This is a genomic window from Streptococcus sanguinis SK355 (assembly GCF_000212855.1).
In the GTDB taxonomy this organism is placed as follows: domain Bacteria; phylum Bacillota; class Bacilli; order Lactobacillales; family Streptococcaceae; genus Streptococcus; species Streptococcus sanguinis_A.
On record NZ_GL890993.1, the window covers coordinates 2,058,652 to 2,073,913 of the forward strand.

Annotated in this window: 16 protein-coding genes and 1 other annotated feature; of the genes, 1 reads left to right on the forward strand and 15 read right to left on the reverse strand. The window is 41.6% G+C overall.

What is annotated here, in order from left to right; all coding sequences use genetic code 11:
* Positions 1-3 precede the first annotated feature (3 nt).
* The 10 genes from HMPREF9389_RS01525 to HMPREF9389_RS01480 all read right to left on the reverse strand — a co-directional run bounded on the left by HMPREF9389_RS01525 (position 4) and on the right by HMPREF9389_RS01480 (position 8,231).
* Positions 4-1,263, reverse strand: coding sequence for a UDP-N-acetylglucosamine 1-carboxyvinyltransferase (locus HMPREF9389_RS01525; protein WP_002918752.1), 1,260 nt, complete (start codon positions 1,261-1,263; stop codon positions 4-6).
* A gap of 269 nt (positions 1,264-1,532) precedes the next feature.
* Positions 1,533-2,726 carry a methionine adenosyltransferase gene (metK, locus tag HMPREF9389_RS01520; protein WP_002930941.1) on the reverse strand — a complete coding sequence of 398 codons (1,194 nt, stop codon included), beginning with the start codon at positions 2,724-2,726 and terminating at the stop codon, positions 1,533-1,535.
* 195 nt (positions 2,727-2,921) lie between these two features.
* The gene (locus HMPREF9389_RS01515) at positions 2,922-4,136 is read right to left on the reverse strand and encodes an ABC transporter permease (protein WP_002930942.1); all 1,215 of its coding nucleotides are present in this window, start codon (positions 4,134-4,136) and stop codon (positions 2,922-2,924) included.
* Positions 4,133-5,026, reverse strand: a complete 894-nt coding sequence (locus HMPREF9389_RS01510; protein WP_002930944.1) for an ABC transporter ATP-binding protein — start codon at positions 5,024-5,026, stop codon at positions 4,133-4,135. Before HMPREF9389_RS01510 ends, HMPREF9389_RS01515 begins: the two co-directional genes overlap by 4 nt.
* A 53-nt stretch (positions 5,027-5,079) precedes the next feature.
* Entirely contained in the window at positions 5,080-5,547 is a 468-nt protein-coding gene (locus HMPREF9389_RS01505; protein WP_002895042.1) for a deoxycytidylate deaminase, read from the reverse strand.
* 217 nt (positions 5,548-5,764) lie between these two features.
* On the reverse strand, positions 5,765-6,124 hold the full coding sequence (gene rplT, locus HMPREF9389_RS01500) for a 50S ribosomal protein L20 (RefSeq protein ID WP_000124830.1): 360 nt from the start codon (positions 6,122-6,124) through the stop codon (positions 5,765-5,767).
* A gap of 44 nt (positions 6,125-6,168) precedes the next feature.
* The gene (gene rpmI / locus HMPREF9389_RS01495; protein WP_002895038.1) at positions 6,169-6,369 is read right to left on the reverse strand and encodes a 50S ribosomal protein L35; all 201 of its coding nucleotides are present in this window, start codon (positions 6,367-6,369) and stop codon (positions 6,169-6,171) included.
* A gap of 33 nt (positions 6,370-6,402) precedes the next feature.
* Positions 6,403-6,933, reverse strand: coding sequence for a translation initiation factor IF-3 (infC, locus tag HMPREF9389_RS01490; RefSeq protein ID WP_002895037.1), 531 nt, complete (start codon positions 6,931-6,933; stop codon positions 6,403-6,405).
* A 16-nt stretch (positions 6,934-6,949) separates the two neighbouring features.
* Positions 6,950-7,080 (reverse strand) — a sequence feature (ribosomal protein L20 leader region).
* 26 nt (positions 7,081-7,106) lie between these two features.
* Entirely contained in the window at positions 7,107-7,784 is a 678-nt protein-coding gene (gene cmk, locus HMPREF9389_RS01485) for a (d)CMP kinase (protein WP_002930946.1), read from the reverse strand.
* Positions 7,785-7,793: 9 nt separating this feature from the next.
* Complete coding sequence (locus HMPREF9389_RS01480; RefSeq protein ID WP_002930952.1) at positions 7,794-8,231, reverse strand: SAG1386/EF1546 family surface-associated protein; 438 nt, start codon at positions 8,229-8,231, stop codon at positions 7,794-7,796.
* Positions 8,232-8,276: 45 nt separating this feature from the next.
* On the opposite strand from HMPREF9389_RS01480, the gene HMPREF9389_RS01475 reads away from it, so the two are divergent.
* Positions 8,277-8,474 carry a ferredoxin gene (locus HMPREF9389_RS01475; protein ID WP_328262053.1) on the forward strand — a complete coding sequence of 66 codons (198 nt, stop codon included), beginning with the start codon at positions 8,277-8,279 and terminating at the stop codon, positions 8,472-8,474.
* On the opposite strand, the gene HMPREF9389_RS01470 is transcribed toward HMPREF9389_RS01475, so the two are convergent.
* From HMPREF9389_RS01470 to HMPREF9389_RS01450, 5 genes are all read right to left on the reverse strand, one after another.
* Positions 8,471-8,959 (reverse strand): EbsA family protein, encoded by a 489-nt coding sequence (locus HMPREF9389_RS01470; protein WP_002895031.1) that lies wholly within the window; start codon positions 8,957-8,959, stop codon positions 8,471-8,473. The genes HMPREF9389_RS01475 and HMPREF9389_RS01470 overlap by 4 nt on opposite strands.
* Positions 8,960-9,038: 79 nt before the next feature.
* Positions 9,039-11,507 (reverse strand): LTA synthase family protein, encoded by a 2,469-nt coding sequence (locus HMPREF9389_RS01465; RefSeq protein WP_032906610.1) that lies wholly within the window; start codon positions 11,505-11,507, stop codon positions 9,039-9,041.
* 56 nt (positions 11,508-11,563) lie between these two features.
* Positions 11,564-13,234, reverse strand: coding sequence for a rhamnan synthesis F family protein (locus HMPREF9389_RS01460; protein WP_002930956.1), 1,671 nt, complete (start codon positions 13,232-13,234; stop codon positions 11,564-11,566).
* Between the two features lie 16 nt (positions 13,235-13,250).
* Positions 13,251-14,456 (reverse strand): ABC transporter ATP-binding protein, encoded by a 1,206-nt coding sequence (locus HMPREF9389_RS01455; protein ID WP_002930958.1) that lies wholly within the window; start codon positions 14,454-14,456, stop codon positions 13,251-13,253.
* Positions 14,456-15,262 carry an ABC transporter permease gene (locus HMPREF9389_RS01450; protein ID WP_002930961.1) on the reverse strand — a complete coding sequence of 269 codons (807 nt, stop codon included), beginning with the start codon at positions 15,260-15,262 and terminating at the stop codon, positions 14,456-14,458. The genes HMPREF9389_RS01455 and HMPREF9389_RS01450 overlap by 1 nt, the downstream gene beginning before the upstream one ends.

The window sequence follows — 15,262 nt, forward strand, 5'->3', positions numbered from 1 at the left end:
CGCTTATTCTTCTATCAACTGGATATCTGCACCCAGACTTGTTAATTTTTCAATAATATTAGAATAGCCGCGCAGGATAAACTCAATATTAGTAATTTCTGTCTTTCCTTGAGCCATCAAACCTGCAATAACCAAAGCAGCTCCTGCTCGTAAATCGGTCGCCTTGACCTGAGCTCCCTGCAGTTGATTTGGTCCCTCATAGACAATCTGGTCGCTACTGGTCGAAATCTTGCCTGCCATCTTAGCCAGCTCTGCCACATGGTTAACCCGCTTCTCATAGATCGTGTCCGTGATTTTACCGTGGCCATTAGCCGTCAGCAAGAGTGGGGTAATAGGCTGTTGTAGGTCAGTTGCAAAGCCTGGGTAAGGAGAAGTTTTAATGTTTATAGCTCTCAGAGTTTGCTGCTCTTCGACAAAAATGCTGTCTTCAGAAACCGTCATCCGAACACCCATTTCCTCAAGCTTGGCAATAAAACTCTCTAAATGCTCATAAAGGACATTATTAATCTGAATTCCCTGACCAATAGCCGCAGCAAGGGCGATATAAGTTCCTGCCTCGATACGGTCAGGAATTACTTGATGACGAGTTCCATGAAGGTGTGGAACCCCCTCAATCGTAATAATATCAGTTCCTGCTCCACGGATGTGCGCTCCCATATTGTTCAAGAGAGTTGCCACATCAATGATTTCTGGCTCCCGCGCTGCATTTTCAATAATAGTCCGACCTTTGGCCTTGACAGCAGCTAACATAGTATTGATGGTAGCACCCACGCTGACCGTATCCATATAAATGCTAGCGCCTTTCAGCTGCTGACCTCCTGTGGATAGGTTCATGTAGTTGCCGTCCATGGTCATCTTAGCCCCCATGGCTTCAAAAGCCTTGAGATGCAAGTCAATAGGACGCGGCCCCAAGTCACAGCCACCAGGCAGACCTACCGTTGCTTCACCATAGCGACCAAGCAAGCTGCCATAGAAATAATAGGAAGCTCTTAGACTGTTGATCTTTCCATAAGGCATAGGGACGTTTTGGATACCTCGCGGATCAATCGTCAGACTGTCCTCAGAGCGAGTAACACTAGCTCCCATAGCAATCATAATATCAATCAGACTATCCACATCCGAAATATCTGGAACGCCATCCAACGTTACAATATCATCCGCCAGAATCACAGCCGGAATCAAGGCAACGACACTGTTTTTAGCACCATTAATAGTCACCTCTCCTTTTAAGGGGCGACCACCATGTATTACAATTTTTTTCATGTTTAAAATAAAGCTCTTTCAAGGTATTGCCATTTATTATACCACAGATTCGGGAAATTTCCTATACTTTTAGATAAATAAGACAATTGAAATTAAAATGAAACAGGGAAAATGGCTTTTTCAACAGTTCTTTCAGAAAAAACAGTATTGCAAAAAATGAAAGAAGCGCGAGGCTAGACTGCTTGCCTTTTAAAAGTTGCCTGTATAGAAATGAATTTTTCTTTAAAAAATAGAAAAGTTCCCAATCATTACGATTGAGAACTGTCTTCTTACTGCACTGCTGCTTTCAAAGCCTCTACCTTATCCAACTTTTCCCAAGGCAGGTCAATGTCTGTCCTACCCATGTGGCCATAAGCTGCTGTTTGACGATAGATTGGGCGTTTCAGATCCAGCATTTGAATGATACCGGCTGGACGCAGATCAAAAATCTGACGAACTGCTTCTTGCAATTTGCTTTCTGCAACTGCTCCAGTACCAAAAGTATCGATGCGTACAGAAACCGGCTGAGCCACACCAATAGCATAGGCTAGCTGCACTTCTGCTTTCTTGGCCAGTCCTGCAGCAACAATGTTTTTAGCGATGTAACGAGCTGCGTATGAAGCTGAGCGGTCAACCTTGGTTGCATCCTTACCAGAGAAGGCGCCGCCGCCGTGACGAGCATAACCACCGTAAGTATCCACAATAATCTTGCGGCCAGTCAAGCCAGAATCCCCTTGCGGACCGCCAATTACAAAACGGCCGGTTGGATTGATGAAGAATTTTGTCTTCTCATCCAAATATTGGGCTGGGATGACTGCTTTAATCACCTTTTCAATCACATCACGATGAATCTCTTCATTGGTCACTTCTGGGTCATGCTGGGTTGAAATTACTACCGTATCCACGCGCACAGGTTGGTCATTTTCATCATACTCAACGGTCACCTGTGACTTCGCATCAGGGCGAAGATAGCTGATTTCACCAGACTTGCGAAGCTCTGCCAAACGACGAACCAGCTTGTGGCTGAGTGAGATAGGAAGAGGCATGAGTTCTGGCGTTTCATCCACAGCAAAGCCAAACATAAGCCCCTGGTCTCCAGCGCCAATCAAGTCCAATGGATCTTGGTCGTCTGTATTCCCACGAACTTCCAGAGCTTCATTGACACCCTGAGCAATATCTGGTGATTGCTCCACCAAAGACGGATGCACACCGACCGTCTCTGCTGAAAATCCATACTCTGTATTGGTGTAGCCAATCTCTGCAATGGTATCACGAACCACACGGTTAATATCTACATAAGCTGTGGTCGAAATTTCACCAAAAACATGAACCGAGCCTGTATAAACGGCTGTTTCGGCAGCCACATGGGCATCTGGATCCTGACTTAAGACAGCATCCAAAATAGCATCGGAAATTTGGTCTGCAATCTTATCAGGATGCCCCTCCGATACAGACTCAGACGTGAAAAGTTTACGTTCTGACATAGAAATGTCCCCCCTTAAATAAATTGTTATAGAGTTACAAAGTACTGATAGAAAGAACTACCACCTTATCGGGACTATATAACTTCTTCATTATACCACTTTTCGCTAAAAAATTCAGAATTTTTTAAATAGAAAAAGTTATAGCCAGAAACTATAACTTTCCCCAAGGTTTAAACCTTAGATTTTTTATACGTATTATTTATGAGTTAAGGCTTTCTTGAAACTTTTTATAAATCCAATATCATCTGTTTGAAGAATTAAGCCCGCATAAATGCGGCCAATATACCAAGCCATGCCGAAAGTAAATGCAAGTAAGACAAGAAAGGAAATCAGGGCTTCCATATTGCTAGCATAACCGTTAATCAGACGCTGTGGCATAAAGAAAGTAGACAAGAAAGGCAAGTAAGAACCAATCTTTAAGATAAAGCTATCTGTTTGCCCCAAGGACATCGAGCCAAACAACCCTATCATCACAAGGAAAATAATTGGCTGCGTTGCCTTTTGCGCATCTTCTATGCGAACCACAAGAGAGCCACAAAAGGCTGACAGAACGACATAAGCACAGACTCCAAGCACCGCAAAACCAATCGTCGCAGGCGAGAAAATGCTGCCTAATTGATTAAGAATTTCTGGACTCTCATCTATAAAGTTTCTGACAAAGTCTATATTTGATCCAAAAAGAATCAAAGCCAATCCTCCCAATATATAAATTCCAAAGTGGGTCATAATCACACCCAAAATCCCAATCAAACGACCGTAGAAATATTGCGAAGCCTTAATACTAGAAAAAATGACTTCCATAATCTTAGTTCCTTTTTCATTGGCAATATCTTGAGCTGTGCTAGCTGAATAAGTCAGTAAAATCATATAGATAATCATAGAAATCAAGAAAAAGCCTATTTTTTGAAATGCCTTCTTCTGTTCTTTTGCTTCATTGATCTTTTCAGTAAATTTAGGAGCTCGATTGAGAGCTGTCACTTGTTCCTTCGACAGATTAGCTTGACTGACATTAATGTTTGTCTGCAACTGATTAAGCGTTTGGAGTAAGAACAACTTATCTTCCTGCTTCATGTTGCCTTCACCGTGATAGGTAGCCTTGATTTGATTATTTTCCAACTTAACTATGACATAGCCAAGGATCTTCTCTTCCTTTATTGCCTTTTTAGCACCTGCTTCATCCTTATAACTTTTTGTAAAATTATTTTCCATGGAAAAACTATCTAGCACCTCTGCTTCACTAGATACAAGAGCAATCTTATCTGCTTGATTGCCTGAAGATGCACCCTGCAAATACCCAACTCCCAGGCTCACACCTAGCATAAGGAAAGGCGCCAAGACCATTAGCACAAAAGACCATGATTTGACATGACGTAAATAAGTTTCTTTTGCTACAATCCATACTTGCTTCATACTTCAACCCCCGATTCTATTCTAAAGATCTCATCAATCGTCGGTGCCTGCTGGTCAAAAGTAGTAATATACTTTCCTTTGGTTAATAAAGTAAATAATTCAGTACCAGCCGATTCATCATCCAATACTAAACGCCAAATTCCCCTCTTAGTGAGACTAACCTTGATTACATGTGGTAAACCTTCTAGCTCAGCTTGGGAATGTTCACTGGAAACAAATAAACGTGTCTTTCCATATTGGTTACGAACTTCTTGGACAGGTCCATTGACAACAACTTCACCATCCCGAATCATCACCACAGTATCACATAACTCCTCTACATTGGTCATAACATGGTCAGAAAAAATAATAGTCGCTCCGCGTTCCTTTTCTTCAAAAATAACCTGTTTTAAAAGCTCAGTGTTGACAGGATCTAAGCCGCTGAAAGGCTCATCAAGGATAATCAAATCAGGTTCATGCAAGAGGGTAATAATCAACTGAACTTTCTGCTGATTTCCCTTGGACAAGCTTTTAATCTTATCTGTCAGTTTTCCTTTAACCTGAAGCCGCTCCATCCAGACTGGAAGTTTTTCCTTTACTGCCGCACTGGAAACACCTTTCAAGTTTGCTAAATAGCGTACCTGCTCATAAACCGTTAGCTTAGGCATGAGACTTCGTTCTTCAGGCAAATAGCCTATTTTACGATAGGTCTCTTGGGCAATATCTTGACCATCAAAGGTAATAGTTCCACTATAGTCAAGGAAACGCAAGATACTATGAAATATCGTCGTTTTCCCAGCTCCGTTTTTTCCGATTAGTCCTAAAATTTGTCCTGACTTTGCTTCAAAATTGATTCCAAACAAGACCTGTTTGGAGCCAAAACTTTTTTGCAAATTTTGAATTTGTAACATTGCTCTCCTCCTAGTTTTTTAGAAATATATGCCCTTTGTATAAACTCCTCGGCCTAAACCAAATCCGTCTGAGCGATAGCCTTCTTGACATCATCGAGCGGCAGATGAACTAATTCCACCTCTTTTTCCTTGTAGAGATATTGAGCATAGTCATCTATGCGATATTGGTTGATATAGACCACCCGTTTGCAGCCGACCTGAAGCAATTGCTTGGTACAGTTGAGACAGGGAAAATGGGTCACATAAGCCGTAAAGCCCTTGGGAACCCCCCGCTCGGCTCCTTGCAAGATGGCATTGACCTCAGCATGCAAGGTTCGCACGCAGTGACCGTCAATAACCAGACACTCGTGGTCAATACAGTGCTCAGTCCCTGAAACCGAGCCATTGTAACCAGTTGAAATAACCTTATTGTCCTTGACCAAGACAGCGCCGACTTTGGCTCGTTTGCAGGTTGAGCGATTAGCGATTAAGAGAGCCTGAGCCGCAAAATACTGATCCCAAGCTAAACGATTCTCTGACATAATTTCTCCATTCTACTGATTTTTTATTTACATAAATGTCTGTTTTTTCTATTATATCGCAAATCCCTATTTTTAACTAGCTTTATCATGAAAGCTATCTTATCAGCAACATGCCTTTATCTATACTATAAGTGGCATGGCAGGCTGTTTCTCTCTTCATACTTTTCATTAAGAGTTATGGAAAAAGAACCAAGGAAATCCTCAGTTCTTATTTTAATTATTTACCAAGCTTAGCTTTAGCTGCATCTGCAAGAGCTGTGAAAGCTGCTGCATCGTTAACAGCCAAGTCAGCCAACATTTTACGGTTAACTTCAATCTCAGCCAACTTCAAACCATGCATCAATTGTGAGTATGAAAGTCCATTCAAACGAGCTGCCGCATTGATACGAGTGATCCAAAGTTTGCGGAAATCACGTTTTTTCTGACGACGGTCACGGTATGCATAGTAGTAAGAGTTCATTACTTGCTCTTTTGCAGTACGGAACAAGATATGTTTTGCTCCATAGTAACCTTTAGCTAATTTTAAAATACGTTTACGGCGTTTGCGTGATACAACGCCACCTTTAACACGTGCCATTTATATTTCCTCCAATATTTCCTAGATAATCGTTACAGCAGCTCTTATTTCAGACCTGTAAGCATTGCTTTGATACGCTTGAAATCTCCTGCATGCACCATTCCTGCTTTGCGAAGATGACGACGTTGTTTCTTAGTCTTTCCGTGGAAACGGTGAGAAGTGTAAGCACGGAAACGTTTCAAGCCACCAGAACCTGTACGTTTGAAACGTTTAGCTGATGCGCGGTGTGTTTTTTGTTTTGGCATAATGTTTTCTCCTTTTTCTATCTTTCTGACAATCTATTTTTTGTCAGGAATTGGCGCCATCTGCATGAACATCTGACGTCCATCCATCTTAGGCTTTTGCTCAATGATAGCAACATCTTGAGTCGCTTCAGCAAAATCTGCTAAAACTTTAGCCCCGATTTCTTTGTGGGTAATCATCCGGCCTTTGAAGCGGATAGATACCTTTATTTTATTTCCTTTTTCAAGGAACTTGCGTGCGTTGCGAAGTTTAGTGTCAAAGTCTCCCTTGTCAATGGTTGGACTGAGACGGACTTCCTTCACAGTAACAACACTTTGTTTCTTGCGTTGTTCTTTTTGTTTTTTCTGGTACTCAAATTTGAACTTACCATAGTCCATAATTTTTGCAACAGGTGGTTTAGCTTGTGGCTGAATCAGGACCAAATCGACATTTGCTTCATCCGCAAGAGACTGCGCTTCGCTCAGCGGTTTAATACCTAATTGTTCGCCGTCAAGACCGATCAAGCGAACTTCACGCACACGAATTTCATCATTGATGAATAAGTCTTGTTTTGCTATGGTTTTCACCTCTTTTTTTATTTTTAGAGAAAAACAAGTGCGGACCTGCTAACGCAAACCCGCACTACATGATAGTATTTCATTACTGAAACTGAATCCTGTAGAGCCAGACAACGTTAGTCGCAAGGCGAGAAGCTCTCACTTCTGCTTTTCTCAACTCTACTATCATACCAAGTTTCATTTTATTTGTCAATGATTTTTTTCGCTTTTTCTTCGATAAATGCAACAACTTCAGAAATACCTACACCCGTGGTATCAAAATGTACGGCATCGTCTGCCGGTTTCAGTGGCGAAACCTCACGGTGACTGTCCTTATAGTCCCGCTCTGCAATTTCTTCTTTCAGTTTCTCCAAGTCAGCAGGAATGCCTTTAGATAGATTTTCCTTATAACGGCGCTCAGCTCTTTCATCAACCGAAGCGACCAAATAAATCTTGAGCTCAGCCTGAGGCAAGACAACCGTTCCAATATCACGGCCATCCATGACAATCCCTCCCTGAGCTGCAATTTGCTGCTGCAAGGCCACCAGCTTCTCACGGACCTGAGGAATGGCTGATACCCAGGAAACATTATTGGTAACTTCATTTTCCCGAATTGGGTGAGTCACATCCACATCGCCAACAAAGACTAGCTGCTCGCCATCTTCTGCTCGACCAAAACTGACCGAATGATTATTAAGCAAGTCTACAATTTCAGTGGCATCTGCTTCTGTCAGATGATGGCGCAGAGCCAGATAGGTTGCAGCCCGATACATGGCTCCTGTATCTAAATAAGTATAGCCAAAATCCTTAGCAATAATCTTGGCAACAGTCGATTTTCCACTGGAAGCTGGACCATCAATCGCAATTTGAATCTGTTTCATGGCTGGCTCCTACTCAATCTTCACAACATCACCTGGATTGGCATACCAAGAACCAGTGGACATATGAGAAGGGTTAAGCTGTTCAAGCTTGGCAATGGAAATACCTGCACGCGCCGCAATGGCTGCCTCACCTTCGCCAGGCTGGACAGTCAGAGTTCCTTCAGATGATTCTGTGGTATTTGCCGCTGTCTGCTCTGCTGTAGAAGATGCTTCACTGCTGGAACTTGCTGCTGAAGTGCCGTAGAAACCTTCCATTTGGGTCTGTCTATTACTTCCACCAGTAGACAGATAGGTCAAGAAGCACACCACCGCAACCACTAAAATACAGAAAATAATGGTTAATATGGTCAACAAGCGGTCTGCATTCAAGGCGCTAAACTTCTTAGTTCGTTTCAACTTTTCTTCTCCGTTATCGTATACATCTTCTTCCCATGGTTCTTTTTCCATGACTTCCTCCTTGAGTTTTTCTTAAAATCTTATTACAATATGGGTATGAAAGTAACACTCATTCCCGAACGGTGCATTGCCTGTGGGCTTTGTCAAACCTACTCAGATCTTTTTGACTATCATGACAATGGCATCGTCAAATTTCACCAGGACGACCAGCTCCTAGAAAAGGAAATCGCTGAGGATCCCGATGTCGTGGAAGCCATTAAAAACTGCCCAACCCGAGCTCTTTTGAAAGACTAAGATTTTTTGGACTGACTGCCATAGTAAGCTTCAAAATAGTCAATATGGGTAAAATTATCCACCAATTCTACCTCGCCCTTAAAATGCTCATTCAGGGCTAGGGCATTGACAAAATATTTCTTAGGCCACTTGCGCATACAAAAACTCCGGCTGCGGCTCTGACCTTTAAAATATAAGGTAATTGACGTCTTAGTCACTTCGACTTTTTCAATATCTGAAATCTTGACCTTTATCGGAGTAAAGGGATTAGCTGTGATGATTCGCAAGGTTCCATCGTCATAAATGGTAAAATAACGATGAACTCCCATTCCCAACAAAACCATGAACAAGAAGAAAGAAAACAGAACAAGAGTCGGCACTCGTGAGCTTTCATACATCAAAGCCAGGCCAACAAAAATCGGAATGACTGATAAAGACCAATATATTATCAGGATAGCTACATCTGGCTGCCAGTGATAGCGAACCTTACCGAAAATCTTTATCATGCTCACACCCCCATACTATTAGTTTAGCATAAATTAAGAAAAAATAGAACAGGTAGACTTGCCTATTCTATTTTTTTATTTATGATTTTGCTGTCTTAAAGAAGCTATCAGACAAATAGCCCTTGCCTCTGACCATATCATACTCAATCAGTTTCAAGTCATCTGCTATTTCCTGTGCTTCTTCGTCCAATTCCTTTTTATCTACACTAGCCTTATGCAATACTTCTGTTAATAAAGCATAGTAAGGTGATACTTTGGAATTTGTCTGCTCCAGTAAGAGAGCGGAGAAATCACTAGAATTGACTCTTGGATAATCGAGTTTAGGAGTTTCATAATTGCTCCAAACAAAATAATCTGTCAGATATTGGCTTTCTGGATCTTCTTTAAAGGCTGACTGAGGATAGAGACCTGGCAGATGATCGCCATAAAAGACGACTGTTACCTTTTTATCTACCTTTGAAAGCTTCTCCAAAAACTCCTTGGTTGCCTGATCTGTATGGTAAAGCATTCTGACATAGCTAGAAAGAGATTCGTTCCCTTCCTTGCTAAAGTCAGGATAGCTGGCAGACATGTAGACAGGATTGGGCTCACTCCAAGGCATGTGGTTCTGCATGGTCATGACAGAGAAAAACTGTCCCTGCTTGCCATTCAAATGCTCCAAGACTTGATTATAAGTCGTTTGATCGCTGTAATTACCACCTATATTATCACCTTTCAAGCCTTTGGTACCATAGTGAATAAAGGTATCAAATCCCAAATCCTGGTAAATGACATTTCTGGCATAATTGCTAGGGGAGGCCAGATGGATTACTGTCCGATTCTTAGATGAATAAGCATCACTAATGGAAGGGAATCTATTCATCCTCGGGACAATTTCAGTGTAGAGAACCGAAATAGACGGAGACAGATTATAAAAAGGTAAACCAGTCAGGGTCTGAAATTCCATGTTGGCTGTTCCTCCACCATAACCATCTGACTTCATAAGTCCACTGGTGGTGCGAGTTTTAACTTCCTGAATATAAGGAATTGGATTCTCAGACATAGTAACGCCGTCAACCCGAGCAGGGTCAGAAAAACTTTCACTGAGGAGGTAAATGACCGTTTGATCTTCGATTTTATTCTGGCGCTCTTTGTTAATAGCTTCAGCAATCCCCTTGTATTTCTTTTCTATCTCTTGAATCTTTGCTTTAGAATAGCCACGTGGCTCAGTCATGGTTGTATCCGACATCTGTGAAAACCAGACAAAGGAAAGGGAGCGCAGCTGTGAATTGACAGTATTTCCCATCCATGTCAGGTCATGGTAATTATTTAAGACCGAAATAACTGGAATATTCTCTACTATTTTGCCATTCTTTTTAGTGGCAAATATATCCATGACTCCCAAGAAAAAGACCAGGGGCAGGACTAGCAAGAGGAGCTGGTATTTAAGAACGGTAATGAGCTTTCCTGGCAAGATTTTCTTGCGCAAATACCAATAGAGAGTGCCTAGAGCAGCCAGTCCCAAGATAGCATAAAATCCATAATTGCCTCCGAGAAAATCAAAGAGAGTCTTAGGATTTCTCAGCCAGACCATATCGCTAGGCAAAATTGGCTCTTGGCGATACTGGAATTTCAGACTGCTAGCTATGGTGGCAATCACCACTAAGGCTGTTATCAGCATGGTTGGCAGGAGAAAACGATTGAAAATCAGGTAAAGAGCCATAAAAATCATGAAAAAGACAATGATTTGAAAGAGACTGGCTCCAGTGAAAAGATACCTCTCTAAAACAACCACATCTCCTCGGATACTATTTTGGATAGTATAATTAAATATAAGAGCAAATGATGCACTTAGTACCAAAGTAACAGAAACACTGGCTTTATTCTGAGCGAGATCGCGCAATCCCTTAACAGCTAGAAAGCTTGGGAAAGAAAGCAGGATAAAGATAAGTGCGATAAGGCAGAGGAAAGTTAGCATAAAGTTCTGCGTTATTTCCAACTTGCCTTCCTCAAGGAAATTCACTAAATAGCTCTGGTGATGCAGCAATTCCGGCATCTTATCGTCCATCAAAGCAAGAAATAGGAAGAGCTGAGACAGAAAAAGATTTTCCAGTACCTCTCTATTTTTCTTAGTAACTTGCAAGAACTTACCTGGGAAGCGTTTTTTAAGCTTTGGAAAATGAATAAAAATATAAGCAAATAAGAAAATCAAAAGCAAGCCAGGCAGGGAATTAAACTGCCAAAAATGATTGCTAAACACTCGATCTGCTTTAAACTCAAAATCATTGACATGCTGCGTTACTGTCAGTAAGTAAGAAAATCCCGTATAGAGAGCGTAAATAATAGCTGACCATATAAAGAATCTTTTGCTGAAGAGCTGAGACAAAAGCTTGCCCAAGCCAAACAAAAGAGGGAGCAACATCAGAAAAGCCAGCCACAAAACTGGATAGTTCCTCAAATCTAGACCTTCATCCAATAGTAAGACTGTTGTAACAGCGACTGTATCTAAAAGTAAAAAACAAATTAGCAGGTATGAGAACTGCTTATAGTGATTGAGTAAAAATTTCATTTTTCTTTCTGGTAAATAGTTATATTCTCTAGCGAGATTTTTGTGAATTAAGAATCTCACTTTTTCTTTAAAAGATTGGACAAACGATTTCTAATCTTTTGAGATAAATTTTTCTGACTTAATTTTTCTTTTTGATTGGTCAACTCTTCCCTTTTCCTCTGCAAGTCCAGTAAAGAGGGGAGGGAAGATAAGGGCATAATCTTGAAATCATAATGACTATCCCAAGCTAAATAAACCAATAAATGCTCTAAAACATCAGATAGTTCCTGATCAGAGGATGGCAAACTTTCTAAGCTCTTCATCTGGAACACACTAGCCAAAGCAGAATATTTGAACCATAAGAAGCCACCATAGACTCTCGTCAGAGAAGGGGCAATCATAAAGTCAAAAGACTTATGCAAACCAGCTTCCTGCCAGACAGCAGCCAGCCATGAACGCGGCGGCTCTGACTCAAACAAGCCATCTCTGACTAGGCGCGGCAAATCTGGAATAACCAAACCTAAAGCAGACTCCTGCTCCAACGCTTCTATACTTGCATCCGCATAATCAACCATCATATTTATCAAATCAGAACGTATAGCTTGGTCAAAAATAGCCTGATTCTCCACCAATCTATGAGTTGATAGATGGCCGATATAAGCATAGTTTTGCAGAATTTCCTTCTGCTCCAGCATGGCAAGCCAGGCATGCGATTTCTGACTTAGGACAAGCTGAACTTTATTGCCCAGATGAACCAGCGCTGTCTGCAGCTGTTTCAGCACTTCTGGCTGATCTGTTGTCACTAAGTACTGGTACTGAGACAATAGAGAGAATAGCTTGTCCTGATACTGCAGAAAAATAGGAAAATCCGTTACATGGATATGCAGGAGGACAGGCTGATCTGTACGATAGTTCGAAGTTGACTGGGACAAATACTTGTCCTCTAGCAAACAAGGAAGGTCCGGACCAAAATGATAGAAAAGATGTTCCCTAATAAGCGAAGTCGGATAGGATGAGTTGGTTTCAAGATCTTCCAGCAAATACCTAGCTAAAAAAGGATTACCCGTGAGAGCCTTGACCTTTAGAAAAGGAACCTTCGCTTCCAGAATCCTAAGTGGCTTATAGTAGGAAAAGTCTGGATGAACCAATTCTCCTGCTTCTTCCTGACGGGTATCAAGGAGAGCTTGATATCTGAATCCTGCCTCTACAAAGAGCTTGGTAAACCGGGTCTCGTAATGGTTAATCACATCTTGAACATCAGTAAAATCTTCTACTTGAGACCAAAATTCATGGAAAGTCTTGTCTTTGAGAACTGACTGCTTAAAGGTGACAAAGTAGCTCTGCAGGTGTTCTTCAAAGCACCTGGTCTTGCGGAAATTAGTCATTCCCCAAAAATCGACTTGCGAATCCTCTTCAAAACACTGATAAATCGGTGCCAAATCCCATAGCGGACCAAAGCAAGTGTCGTTCATGAGAGTCAGAGAGTCTGAGTTTTGCAAAGTGTCAAAACCCAGCCAGTTCATGCCATCACGCCAGGCTGCAAAATCAAAACCTCGATTATCCCGCTCAAGCAAGTCAGAAATGCCCAAGTCTTCTCTCAGCCGGCATTTGTCCTCATCGCTCAAAGGACTGTTTGAAATAAAAATAATCTTAGAAAAAAGCGGCTTGAGCTGCTCCAACTGATAGAAGACATGACCGCTTATATGATTGCATTTATTGAAATGAACATAGAGTAATATTCGTTCCATGAAAATACCTTATTCTTTATGATTGAGAAATCTTCCAACTGCCATTACGCTGGATTAACCCAGTAGCAGAATCCTTAGCAGAGACATCGTCATCCTTAATATCCTGACGATTGACTAAGATAACTGGGTTGTTCTGAGAGTCTGCAAAGGCTAAAATCTGTTCTTCCTGATCCCGCACTGAAACCTGCAGTTTTAACTTAGCGTTATTTATCTGTGACACATGGCACTTGTAAGTCAAACGCTTCTGTCCCGGTCCTTCTGTCGGCTGATCCATGGAGTTATCATTGTAGAGCCAGATAGTTCGATCGATATCTGTCAGAGAAAAGGAAACATAGGTCGGAAGGTCTTGATTTACCCGATAAGAAATTGCAAATTCAATTTCTTGTTCAGGTGAAATCTGAGGCGAATGCAAGAGCTTAACCTTCAAATCAGAAACTGCTGCATTCTCAACCTGGAATCCTTCGTTCATGGCTTTTGTTTCAGTCGCATTGTCAAGACTGTACTGGTTAGCCACATCATCTGGATTGCCGATAGCCTTGACCAAGCCATTTTCAATCAAGACAGCCTTATTACAATACTTTTTAACAGCTCCCATGTCATGGGTCACCAGAATGGTCGTCTTACCTGACTCCTTGCGATCTTTGAAGTAGTCATTACACTTACGCTGAAAGGCTTCGTCACCGACAGCCAAGACCTCATCCAAAATCAGAATATCACCCTGAGCCTTGATGGCCACAGAAAAGGCCAGACGCACCTGCATACCGCTGGAATAATTCTTAAGTTTTTGGTTCATAAACTCGCCCAGCTCAGCAAACTCCACAATATCATCGTACATGGCGTCTACTTCTTCTGTTGAGAATCCCAGCATGGCACCATTCATATAGACATTTTCGCGACCAGTTAGTTCTGGATTGAAACCGACACCCAGCTCAATAAAGGAAACCAACTTACCGTCAATAGTTACCTTGCCCTTCTCCGGAATATAAATCTCAGAGATAATTTTTAGGAGGGTGGACTTACCAGAGCCATTGCGGCCGACAATCCCGTAGAAGTCCCCTTTTTCAACTTCAAAGGAAATATCTTTCAAAACATGCTGTTCTTTGTAACCTTTGATCCCCTTAAAACGATTGACCAAACTGGTTCTCAAACTTTGAGTAGCCTCAGTAGGCAATCGAAAGAATTTACTTACATGGTCGACTTTTACTGCAATATTATTTGACATTATAAAATCTCCGCAAATCTCTTAGCATTTTTATTAAAGAAGAACAAACCTAGAGCCAATATCACAAAAGGAATCAAGTAGGGAATGAGGGCGATTAGTTTGTTATTCACGATGTCCCAGCCTCTGACATTGACAGGAGAAACGATGAAATGGCGCATGTCCTGCAGCATCTGGGCAATCGGATTGAGCATCATTATTTTAGCGACAAAAATGTTTTTACCTTTCAAAAGGAAGTTCAGAGAGTAGATAATCGGGCTGGCGTACATTCCAGCTTGAAGAGCCACTTCCCAAATAGGTCCAATATCCCGGTACTTCACAAACAAGGAAGACAGCATGAGGGCGCAGCCCATTGCCAAGACCAATACCTCCAGAAAAAGAGGAATAATCACCAGCGTATGAAAGCCGAATTCCACCTGATTAATCAAAGCGAAGAGGAAAACAACGACCAGATTAATCAGAAAATTAATAGCTGCTCCAAGAACCGATGAAATGACAATGGTATGCTTAGGAAAGTTTAATTTACGAAGCAAATCTCCCCGAGAAACGATGGAAAGCATGCCCATATTAGTGGCTTCGGTAAAGAAAGACCAAAAAACCATCCCCAGCAAAAGCCCTACTGTATAGTGGGGTGTCCCGTCATCAAAGCGCAAAAAGCGGACAAAGACCAGATACATGATAGTAAACATCATCAACGGCTTCAAAATCGACCAGAGATAGCCGACCAAGGACCCTTGATAACGCAACTTAAAATCCGTCTTGATTAATTCTTTCAAAAGAATTCGATTTTTTTTACTAAAAAAATCCAT

Coding starts and splice junctions, on each gene's coding strand:
- HMPREF9389_RS01525 (WP_002918752.1), bottom strand. CDS start 1,263: ATGAAAAAAATTGTAATACATGGTGGTCGCCCCTTAAAAGGAGAGGTG.
- metK (WP_002930941.1), bottom strand. CDS start 2,726: ATGTCAGAACGTAAACTTTTCACGTCTGAGTCTGTATCGGAGGGGCAT.
- HMPREF9389_RS01515 (WP_002930942.1), bottom strand. CDS start 4,136: ATGAAGCAAGTATGGATTGTAGCAAAAGAAACTTATTTACGTCATGTC.
- HMPREF9389_RS01510 (WP_002930944.1), bottom strand. CDS start 5,026: ATGTTACAAATTCAAAATTTGCAAAAAAGTTTTGGCTCCAAACAGGTC.
- HMPREF9389_RS01505 (WP_002895042.1), bottom strand. CDS start 5,547: ATGTCAGAGAATCGTTTAGCTTGGGATCAGTATTTTGCGGCTCAGGCT.
- rplT (WP_000124830.1), bottom strand. CDS start 6,124: ATGGCACGTGTTAAAGGTGGCGTTGTATCACGCAAACGCCGTAAACGT.
- rpmI (WP_002895038.1), bottom strand. CDS start 6,369: ATGCCAAAACAAAAAACACACCGCGCATCAGCTAAACGTTTCAAACGT.
- cmk (WP_002930946.1), bottom strand. CDS start 7,784: ATGAAACAGATTCAAATTGCGATTGATGGTCCAGCTTCCAGTGGAAAA.
- HMPREF9389_RS01480 (WP_002930952.1), bottom strand. CDS start 8,231: ATGGAAAAAGAACCATGGGAAGAAGATGTATACGATAACGGAGAAGAA.
- HMPREF9389_RS01475 (WP_328262053.1), top strand. CDS start 8,277: ATGAAAGTAACACTCATTCCCGAACGGTGCATTGCCTGTGGGCTTTGT.
- HMPREF9389_RS01470 (WP_002895031.1), bottom strand. CDS start 8,959: ATGATAAAGATTTTCGGTAAGGTTCGCTATCACTGGCAGCCAGATGTA.
- HMPREF9389_RS01465 (WP_032906610.1), bottom strand. CDS start 11,507: ATGAAATTTTTACTCAATCACTATAAGCAGTTCTCATACCTGCTAATT.
- HMPREF9389_RS01460 (WP_002930956.1), bottom strand. CDS start 13,234: ATGGAACGAATATTACTCTATGTTCATTTCAATAAATGCAATCATATA.
- HMPREF9389_RS01455 (WP_002930958.1), bottom strand. CDS start 14,456: ATGTCAAATAATATTGCAGTAAAAGTCGACCATGTAAGTAAATTCTTT.
- HMPREF9389_RS01450 (WP_002930961.1), bottom strand. CDS start 15,262: ATGGATTTTTTTAGTAAAAAAAATCGAATTCTTTTGAAAGAATTAATC.